This is a genomic window from Variovorax sp. GW458-11-26-14-LB1 (assembly GCF_059423965.1).
This window is the reverse complement of record NZ_JBWKYW010000082.1, coordinates 1-7,684: the sequence shown is the minus strand read 5'-3', so window position 1 is coordinate 7,684 and position 7,684 is coordinate 1. Positions and strand designations below refer to the sequence as shown.

General features: G+C 68.9%; 6 protein-coding genes. 3 read left to right on the top strand and 3 right to left on the bottom strand.

What is annotated here, in order from left to right; all coding sequences use genetic code 11:
* Positions 1–74 precede the first annotated feature (74 nt).
* Positions 75–887 (top strand): ABC transporter ATP-binding protein, encoded by an 813-nt coding sequence (locus tag AC07YS_RS30910; RefSeq protein WP_062473897.1) that lies wholly within the window; start codon positions 75–77, stop codon positions 885–887.
* 46 nt (positions 888–933) lie between these two features.
* Complete coding sequence (locus tag AC07YS_RS30905) at positions 934–2,181, top strand: phenylacetate--CoA ligase family protein (protein WP_095747134.1); 1,248 nt, start codon at positions 934–936, stop codon at positions 2,179–2,181.
* Here AC07YS_RS30905 and AC07YS_RS30900 read toward each other — a convergent pair.
* On the bottom strand, positions 2,172–3,122 hold the full coding sequence (locus tag AC07YS_RS30900; RefSeq protein ID WP_495270150.1) for a hypothetical protein: 951 nt from the start codon (positions 3,120–3,122) through the stop codon (positions 2,172–2,174). The genes AC07YS_RS30905 and AC07YS_RS30900 overlap by 10 nt on opposite strands.
* Positions 3,123–3,138: 16 nt before the next feature.
* Positions 3,139–4,323, bottom strand: a complete 1,185-nt coding sequence (locus tag AC07YS_RS30895; RefSeq protein WP_139700553.1) for a M48 family metalloprotease — start codon at positions 4,321–4,323, stop codon at positions 3,139–3,141.
* A 204-nt stretch (positions 4,324–4,527) separates the two neighbouring features.
* Between AC07YS_RS30895 and AC07YS_RS30890 the strand changes: the two genes are divergently transcribed.
* Positions 4,528–5,502: a tripartite tricarboxylate transporter substrate-binding protein gene (locus tag AC07YS_RS30890; protein ID WP_159274813.1), complete on the top strand. Its 975-nt coding sequence runs from the start codon at positions 4,528–4,530 to the stop codon at positions 5,500–5,502.
* An 80-nt stretch (positions 5,503–5,582) separates the two neighbouring features.
* On the opposite strand, the gene AC07YS_RS30885 is transcribed toward AC07YS_RS30890, so the two are convergent.
* Positions 5,583–7,684 (bottom strand): carboxypeptidase regulatory-like domain-containing protein (locus AC07YS_RS30885; protein WP_495275758.1); only part of this gene is annotated, 2,102 nt, incomplete at its 5' end.

The following is a 7,684-nucleotide window of genomic DNA, read 5'->3' as shown; positions in this document are numbered from 1 at the left end:
TTCGCTCATGGTGTGGTCCGAACCATTCGCAAGGACGGCGATGTGCCGTTCTTGCGAATGCTTCGGACCACACCATGAGCGAACCCAAGATCCTTCTCAACGTCAACGGCATCGAGGTCATCTACAACCACGTGATCCTCGTGCTCAAGGGCGTGTCGCTGACCGTGCCCGAAAGCGGCATCGTCGCGCTGCTCGGCGGCAACGGCGCCGGCAAGACGACCACGCTGCGCGCCGTGAGCAACCTGCTCGCGGGCGAACGCGGCGCCGTGACCAAGGGCACCATCGAGCTGCGCGGCGAGCGCATCGAGGCGCTGTCGCCGGCCGAGCTGGTCAAGCGCGGGCTGATCCAGGTGATGGAAGGCCGCCACTGCTTCGCCCACCTGACGATCGAAGAGAACCTGATGACCGGCGCCTACACGCGCACCGACGGCAAGGCCTCGGTGCAGGAGACGCTGGAGAAGGTCTACGCGTACTTCCCGCGCCTGAAGACGCGCCGCACCTCGCAGGCGGCCTACACCTCGGGCGGCGAGCAGCAGATGTGCGCCATCGGCCGCGCGCTGATGGCCAACCCGACCATGGTGCTGCTCGACGAGCCCTCGATGGGCCTGGCGCCGCAGATCGTCGAAGAGGTGTTCGAGATCGTGAAAGACCTGAACACCAAGGAAAAAGTGACCTTCCTGCTGGCCGAGCAGAACACCAACATGGCGCTGCGCTACGCCGACTACGGCTACATCCTGGAGAACGGCCGCATCGTGATGGACGGCGAGGCCAAGAGCCTGCGCGAGAACGAGGACGTGAAGGAGTTCTACCTCGGCGTGGGCGGCGCGGACCGCAAGAGCTTCCGCGATGTGAAGAGCTACAAGCGCCGCAAGCGTTGGCTGGCCTGAAGTACCCACCCCAGAGCGACCGAATCGATAGACGAAGGGTACGGACATGAACGACCACTACGACCAACTGGAAATCCGCGACCCCGCCGAACGCGAACGTGACCTGCTGGCCGCGCTGCCCCGGCAGATCGCCCAGGCACAGACTGCAACGTCCGCCTTCACGAAGATCCTCGACGGCGTGAAGCCCGGCGACGTCACCTCGCGCGAAGCCCTCGCCAAGCTGCCGGTCACCCGCAAGTCGGAACTGCTCGAGCTGCAGAAGGCGCGCCGCGCCGACGACCCCTTCGGCGGTTTTGCGTCGATCGTGCGCGGGCCGCGCATGCCGCGCATCTTCGCGAGCCCCGGCACCATCTACGAACCCGAGGGCGAGGCACGCGACTACTGGCGCACCGCGCGGGCGCTGCATGCGGCGGGCTTTCGCAGCGGCGAGCTGATCCACAACAGCTTCAGCTACCACATGACGCCGGCCGGCTCGATCATGGAAAGCGGCGCGCACGCCATGGGCTGCACCATCTTCGCGGGCGGCACGGGCCAGACCGAGCAGCAGCTCGAAGCCATCGTCGACCTCAAGCCCGACGGCTACGCGGGCACGCCGAGCTTCCTGAAGATCCTGCTGGAGAAGGCCGAAGAAAAAGGCCAGAAGCTGCCGTGGTTCACCAAGGCGCTGGTGTCCGGCGAGGCCTTTCCGCCCAGCCTGCACGACTGGATCGCCGCACACGGCGTGCAGGGCATCCAGTGCTACGCGACCGCCGACCTGGGCCTCATCGCCTACGAAACCAGCGCGCGCCAGGGCCTGGTGATCGACGAGGGCGTGCTGGTCGAGATCGTGCGCCCCGGCACCGGCGACCCGGTGCCCGACGGCGAGGTGGGCGAGATCGTCGTCACCACCTTCAACCCCGACTACCCGCTGGTGCGCTTCGGCACCGGCGACCTCTCGGCCGTGCTCGCGGGCACCTGCCCCACGGGCCGCACCAACAAGCGCATCAAGGGCTGGCTCGGCCGCGCCGACCAGACCACCAAGGTGCGCGGCATGTTCGTGCACCCCTCGCAGGTCGCCGAGGTCGTGCGGCGCTTTCCCGAGATCGTGCGCGCGCGGCTCGTGGTGTCGGGCGAGATGGGCGACGACCAGATGACCTTCAAGCTCGAATGCGCAGGCGCCCCGGCCGGGCTCGACGCACGCATTGCCGACGCGGTGCGCGAAGTGACCAAGCTGCGCGGCACCATCGAGCTGGTGGCCCCGGGCACCCTGCCGAACGACGGCAAGGTGATCGAGGACGCGCGCAGCTACAAGTAGGGGCGGTACAGGCGGCGCGTGATGAAGCGCGTGAGCAGCACGGTCAGTGCGAAGTAGAGCGGCACGAGGGCGGCGGCCAGCACGATCAGGCCGCCGAGGCCGGCCATGCTGGTCGACGACGGCACGAGCACCAGCGCCAGCCCCACCAGAAAGATGGCCGCGCAGCTCGCCACCACCAGCACCAGGGCGAGCACCGACGCCGCCACGGCCCGGAAGGGCCGGACGCGTGCGGGAACGGGTCCGGGGCCGAGGCCCAGCCACCCGCCCCAGAACGCCAGCGCAAAGAGCACCAGCGGCGGCGCGATCCAGCCCAGGAAGGGCAGCACGCGATTCAAGGTCCTTTCGACCTCGTTCCACGGGTCCACGGCCATCACGCACCACACCTGGATCGACGCGGACACGGCAGCGATCAACAGCGCCACCGTGGCCCGGCCCGGCGATGCGCCCGGGGGCGCCTCGGCGTCGGCATCGAACGACGACGCGGCCGGTGCCCGGGCGCCCTGCCTCAGCGCGACCCAGGTCGCCAGCCACACACCCAGCACCAGCATCGCCAGTTGCACCAGTCGGCCGCCGGGCATGTAGAGCAGCTCCAGCCCGTAGAGCCACGGGCTCAGCACGAAGTACTCGAGCACCCGCACGATGAGATAGGCGCCGGCAAGGCGCACACGCGGGCCGCGCAGCTGCGCCAGGCGCGCGGCACCGCGAACTTCCAGCGCCTGGCGGGCATGGCTCCAGGCCAATGCCGCCGACAGCACCCAGGCCATCGCGAGGTTGGCCGCCATGCCCAACCACACATCCAGGCCATAGCCGCTGTCCTCCGAGCCGGACCACAGCTGCCGGCCGAAGCGGACCCCCACGATGGCCGCTTCGACCGCCACGGTGATGAGCGCGAAGTCGCGCGGCAGGCGCCACGCGTGTGCGATGGAAGCGGGAGACGTCATCAGGGCCAATGACCGGCTACTTCTTGCAGCTCGCCGGCAACGCCTTGTCCTTCAACCCCTCACCCGCGCTGCAATGCCACGCAATGCCCCGGTCGGTCGACGACGGCTCCATGCGCAGCGTGCCCTTGGTCGTGGCCACCTCCACCACCATGCTGTCGGGGTCGAGCGTGAGGGTCGCGCCGTTGGGCAGGTTCTCCGGCAGGCCGACGGCGGCCAGGGTGTCGGGGATCTCGGCCTTTTCTTCATAGTGGCGCGTGAGCGCGTTGCGCACCGGCGCGCCCTCGGACCAGGCCTGCGCGACGACGGCGCGGGTCTGGTACTCCTGGTAGGCGGGGATGGCTGCAGCCGCCATGACGCCGATGACAGCCACCACGATCAGCACACCCGCTGCGCCGCCACCCGCGCGCCCGGCGTAGGGCACGAAGAGCGCGAGCAGGTACGCCACCGGGTTGCGCTCGGGCAGCTTGGCGCCCGGGTCGATGGCGCGCGCGACGCGCTTGGTGAGCCAGGGGTAGCCGCCGATGAGTTCGTGGAACGAGCCCCAGAAGCCGCGGTTGCCGGCCGACTGGGCGGCGTAGCGCTGCAGGTTCACGTTGCGCCACTGCTGCGCGCCGGCGGCCAACGCCACCAGCGCGCGCGGCGCGGAGTCGACCTCGCGGCAGCAGGCGGCGCCGTGCAGGTCGCAGGTGTATTCCTTGGCGCGCGCATAGGCCGCGCCCAGGAGCGGCAGCCAGAGCACGGGCGCGCGCCAGATGTGGCCCGTGAGGTGGCCGCGGCGGATGTGGCCCAGCTCGTGGCCCATGTAGAAGTGGATGCCGTCGGGCTGCGCCTCCATCGCGTCGACCACGTCGGACAGCAGCACCACGAAGTTGCGGCCGAAGAAGCGCGTGGCGAAGGCGTTGAACATGCCGTCGCCGTGCAGCAGGTAGGCCTCGGGCGGCTGCGCGATGCCCAGGCGGGTGCAGCAGTCGACGAAGCGCGCGTGCAGCTCGGGCAGCTGCTGGGGCGACAGCTTCACGCCCGTGCCCTTGATCCAGGCGATGACCGCCGACTGCGCGAACACGTAGCCGATGAAGCCCAGCAGCACGTACAGCAGCGCGATGCCCAGCGTGCCGACGACGATCAGCGCCCAGGCCAGCAGGCCCAGAACGAGCGTGAGTTTGCCGAGCCAACGCTCGCGCGGATAGACCCAGGGATCCATTGGTTTCTTCTCCTCGATGCCGCCCGTCGGGCTGGCCTGTTTGTGGTTGTGGTCACCCCGGCGCGGGTGCGCGGGACGGGCGTGATCATGCCCCAGCATGGGGCGAAAACGGTGACATTCCTAAGGGCTATTCGGTATGGGTCAGCCCCCGGTCAGCCGATAAGATCGCGACCCTTTCCATTTAAAAACTCCGTCGGAGACATCATGAAGAAACTGTTTGCCCTCGCGGCGATTGCCGCGGCCGCCGTCGGCGCACACGCCCAGGATTTCCCCGCAGGCAAGCCCGTGACGCTGGTGGTGCCTTTCTCGGCCGGCGGCCCGACCGACCGCGTGGCCCGCGACCTGGCCGAATCGCTGCAGAAGACGCTGGGCACGACGATCATCGTGGACAACACCGCCGGCGCCGGCAGCTCGATCGGCACCGCCAAGGTGGCGCGCGCCAACCCCGACGGCTACACGCTGCTGCTGAACCACATCGGCATGTCGACGATGCCGGCGCTGTACCGCAAGCTGCCGTTCAACGTCGAGAACGACTTCGAATACCTCGGCATGGTCAATGAAGTGCCGATGACGCTCATCGGCAAGCCCGGCCTGCCCGCCAACAACTACAAGGAACTGACGACCTGGATCAATGCCAACAAGGGCAAGATCAACCTGGGCAACGCCGGCCTGGGCGCCGCCTCGCACCTGTGCGGCCTGCTGTTCCAGAGCGCGCTGAAGATCGAGATGACGCCCGTGCCGTACAAGGGCACCGCGCCGGCCATCGCCGACCTGCTGGGCGGCCAGATCGACCTGCTGTGCGACCAGACCACCAACACCACGTCGCAGATCGAGGCCAAGAAGGTCAAGGCCTACGCCGTGACCACCAGCAAGCGCCTGACCACGCCCGCGCTGAAAGACCTGCCCACGCTCGACGAGTCGGGCCTGAAGGGCTTCGAAGTGTCGATCTGGCACGGCGTGTACGCCCCCAAGGGCACGCCCGCACCGGTGCTGAAGAAGGTCAACGAGGCCATCAAGGCCGCCATGAAGGACCCGGCGTTCATCAAGCGCCAGGAAGGCCTGGGCGCCGTGATCACCACCGACAAGCGCGTCGAGCCGGCCGAGCACAAGAAGTTCGTCTCGGCTGAAATCGCCAAGTGGGGTCCGATCATCAAGGCCGCCGGCGTGTACGCGGACTGATCCTTTCGATCTCCCATCGAAAAAGCCGCCGACCCGAAAGGGCCGGCGGCTTTTTTCATGCGGTGACAGCAGGAAAAGAATCAGGGAGGCGAGTAGGTCCACGCCTCGAAGTTCTTGCGCACATCGACCTGGCGCGCGGTGCGTGCCGTGAAGATGAAGCTGCTGACCGACGAGCCCTGCGCGTATTGGTACGCGTTGTTGCCGACGCTCACGCAGTGGTTGTCGCTCGGCGAGTTCACCGGCTGGCAGTAGATGACGGCCTTGCGCGCCGAGGTGCGCACCGTGATCGAGTCGGTGAAGCGGTTGTTGTTCGGGCCACGGCCGGCCACCAGGAAGGTGGTCGGGGCGTAGGCGCCGCTGGGCACGGCCCAGCCGTCGAGGTTGCCCTCGGCGCTGAAGTCGATGTTGTTGGCACTGGGGTCGGACGGCACCGGCGCGCCGAACACGATGCCGCGCGGGACACCGTCGATTTCCTGCATCAGCTCGGCGCGCAGGGCGGGCGTCATTTCCACGGTCGGCAGTTGCACGGCCTCGGCAAGGGTCGGCGCGCGCGAGAAGGTGCGCACGTACTGCACCGGGTTGGGCCCGCCGGCCGCGAGGAAGAACTCGAGCTTCCAGACCGCCTGATCGGGAATGGCGCTCAGCTGCGTGTCGTCGAACTGCGGCGCTGCGAAGAGATTGCCGGGCTCGACGCTGCTCGGGTTGCCGCCTTGCGCCGGGTCCACGTAGCGCGCGGCCATGCGCCACAGCGAGGAGTTCAGCGCGCCGTTGGCGGTGCCGTCGGTGGTGAGCACCAGGGTGGTCAGCCCGGCCCGGGGCACGAGGACCAGCTCACGGCCCGGCAGCGCGGACGAGGTGGCCACCACCTTCGTGAAGATCGAGTCGCCGTTGCCGTCGAGCACGTTGTCCACCGACACGTTGTAGCCCGCGGCGTGGTACTTCAGGTTCGCGTGCTTGAGGAAGTCCTTCAGCTCCTGCTGCGGACGCACGGCGGCGCGGTAGGCGTTGCTGTTGCCGGTGAGCTTGAGCGCGCCATTCACGATCCTGGCGTTGAACACGTCGTTGTCGGTGTTGCCCACGCTGTCGGTCCAGCGGTAGGTGAGCGCGATGTCGCCGCCCGGGTGGAAGTATTCGAAGTTGCCGCGGTCGTGCTTCAGGTTGGTGGGGCCGAAGCGGAACAGGCTTTCGAAAGGCCGGCGCGGGCCGCTCGACGCGCGGCCGATGTGCAGGCCGGCCGCGACGAAGCTGGCCGGGTCGTCGCCCACGAACAGCGTGCGGCAGGCCGGCGCGACCACGTTGGCGGCCTCGCCGAAGGCGTTGCCATCGGAGCCGATGGTGCTGTCCACGCGCTCGTTCAGCGGCAGCGCGTAGCAGGCGTTGAGGCGGTCCAGCAGGTCCTTGACCATCGCCGGCGTGGGCGGCTGCACGAGGGCCGCGGCATCGACCGTGGGCAGCGGCGCGATGCTGCTCTCGCCGGTGCGGAAGACGATGGACACCGGCGCGCTCTCTTCGCTCGCGGGCTGCGCCTTGACGGTGATCTCGATGTTGGCGGCCGTGCCGTCGGGGCGCACCGAGACGTTCAGCGTGTCGAGCACGCGGTCCTGTCCCGTGCCGTTGGCCTGGAAGGTGCCGCTCATCGGGTCGATGCTGGTGTTGAGCGCGTCCAGCAGCGGCTTGAGCGCGGCCACGAGCTTGGCCACCTGGTCGCTGATGGCGCCCGGCGTGACGGCGCCGGCATCGGCCTGCACCGCGGCGGCCAGCTTCGACGGATCGCCGTTGGGCGACAGCTGCGCCACCACCACGGTGGTCAGCGGCGTGACGTTGGTGGTGCCGGTGGCGGTGCTGGCGGTGGTACTGTAGAGCGTGAGGTCGTCGCGCACGGCCTGGATCACCAGCGGCGCCTTGGTGCCCGCGGGCAGCACGCAGCTGTAGGTGCCTTCGGCCGGCACGGTCACTTCGCAGACCTTGGCGCCGGTCTGGTCGAACACGGTGAGCGCGGCGCCGGCAAAGGCCGCGCCGGTGGCCACGGTGCCGCTCAACGTGCCGGGCGACTCGGCGGCGGGCGGCGTGCCGCCGTTGCCGCCCGTACCGACGGGGAATGCAAAGCCACCGCCGCCTCCGCCACCCCCACCGCCGCCGCAGGCGCCGAGGATCAACAGGGTGGCAAGGGACAGGGCGTGGG